The sequence below is a fragment of the Pseudanabaena sp. 'Roaring Creek' genome, assembly GCF_001402795.1.
Lineage (GTDB): Bacteria > Cyanobacteriota > Cyanobacteriia > Pseudanabaenales > Pseudanabaenaceae > Pseudanabaena.
Window position 1 is genome coordinate 1 of the sequence record NZ_LIRE01000249.1, and the last position, 1160, is coordinate 1160.

Below are 1160 nucleotides of genomic sequence, written 5' to 3' on the forward strand. Positions count from 1 at the left end.
GGCATGGTTAATTTTGGCTGCTGCCGACTTACCATTTTTAGTGATTTGTTCTAGTTTTTGGCGTTCTTCTTCGGTTAATGTCACTTTGTATCGTTTTGCTGACATACCTTTTTCCTTACTATTTTCTGTCCCTTTATTTTACCCGCCAAATTATCTTTGACTGTCTACTACTTATGTAAGTTTAGAGATCAGATTAGGCGATCGCTGTTTGATTTGAGGGAAATAGGCGATCACATTTATGTGTAATGTGGTGATGGGCGATCGCTGTTTGATTGGAGGGGAAAGGCGATCGGGTTTTGGGTGATATGAGGGGTGATCGATAGGAAAGATCGGCTATCATTAAATTAGATCCGAATTAAGTGTTTTGATAATTATGATCGAGCTAAAAAATATCCATTCCCTAAGCGACTTCAAGCGTAACGCCAAAGAATTTATTGAACGCATTAAATCAACACAATCGCCTATGGTGCTAACCGTTAACGGTAAAGCTGAAGTCGTTGTTCAAGATGCTCATGCCTTTCAAGCAATATGCGATCGGGCAGAGAAAGCCGAAGCCGAACTTCGCGCCCTGAAACTCTCAACGCTACAACAAGATATTAACCTCGGAATTGCACAACTTAAAAATGGTGACTACACCGAATATGATTCAGACGCATTGCCAATTCTATTAGAAAACATTAAAAAGCGTGGTCAAAAACGCTTAGCTCATAAAAATGAATCGATTTAAGATATCCCGACAAGCAGATCGTGACCTTGAGGATATGTGGGTATATCTTGCTCAAAACGATTCCCTAGCAGCCGATTTATTACTCGCAAAAGTCCTTGACAAGTTTCCTATACTTGCACAGTTCCCAGAGATGGACAGAAGCAGAAAAGAGCTTGCTGAAGAACTGCGTAGTTTTCCAGTTAATCCATACATTATCTTCTACAAAAGAATGGAAACTTATATTGAAATTGTTCGTATTCTGCATCAGTCTAGAGATATTGAAAATCAGTTCTAGTGAAGGGGCGATCGCTGTTTGATCTGGGTGAATAGGCGATCAGGTTTGTGGGGGTGAGGGCGATCGCTTATTGGGTTTTGTAATTGTAAAGGCGATCGCAAATTTTTGAGATGATGTTGGTGATCGGGAATATCCGATTGATAGCGATTGCTTTCTAGC

3 protein-coding genes are annotated in these 1160 nt (G+C 40.4%); 2 read left to right on the plus strand and 1 reads right to left on the minus strand.

The window, feature by feature from the left end; translation table 11 throughout:
• Positions 1 to 193 precede the first annotated feature (193 nt).
• The gene (locus tag AC805_RS25520; protein WP_156341360.1) at positions 194 to 340 is read right to left on the minus strand and encodes a hypothetical protein; all 147 of its coding nucleotides are present in this window, start codon (positions 338 to 340) and stop codon (positions 194 to 196) included.
• A gap of 33 nt (positions 341 to 373) precedes the next feature.
• Between AC805_RS25520 and AC805_RS08700 the strand changes: the two genes are divergently transcribed.
• Both AC805_RS08700 and AC805_RS08705 read left to right on the plus strand, forming a co-directional pair.
• A complete protein-coding gene (locus AC805_RS08700) occupies positions 374 to 727 on the plus strand; it encodes a type II toxin-antitoxin system prevent-host-death family antitoxin (RefSeq protein WP_055075062.1) in 354 nt (117 codons plus the stop codon).
• Positions 714 to 1001 carry a type II toxin-antitoxin system RelE/ParE family toxin gene (locus tag AC805_RS08705; protein ID WP_055075063.1) on the plus strand — a complete coding sequence of 96 codons (288 nt, stop codon included), beginning with the start codon at positions 714 to 716 and terminating at the stop codon, positions 999 to 1001. Before AC805_RS08700 ends, AC805_RS08705 begins: the two co-directional genes overlap by 14 nt.
• Positions 1002 to 1160 lie beyond the last annotated feature (159 nt).

Coding starts and splice junctions, on each gene's coding strand:
- AC805_RS08705 (WP_055075063.1), top strand. CDS start 714: ATGAATCGATTTAAGATATCCCGACAAGCAGATCGTGACCTTGAGGAT.
- AC805_RS25520 (WP_156341360.1), bottom strand. CDS start 340: ATGATAGCCGATCTTTCCTATCGATCACCCCTCATATCACCCAAAACC.
- AC805_RS08700 (WP_055075062.1), top strand. CDS start 374: ATGATCGAGCTAAAAAATATCCATTCCCTAAGCGACTTCAAGCGTAAC.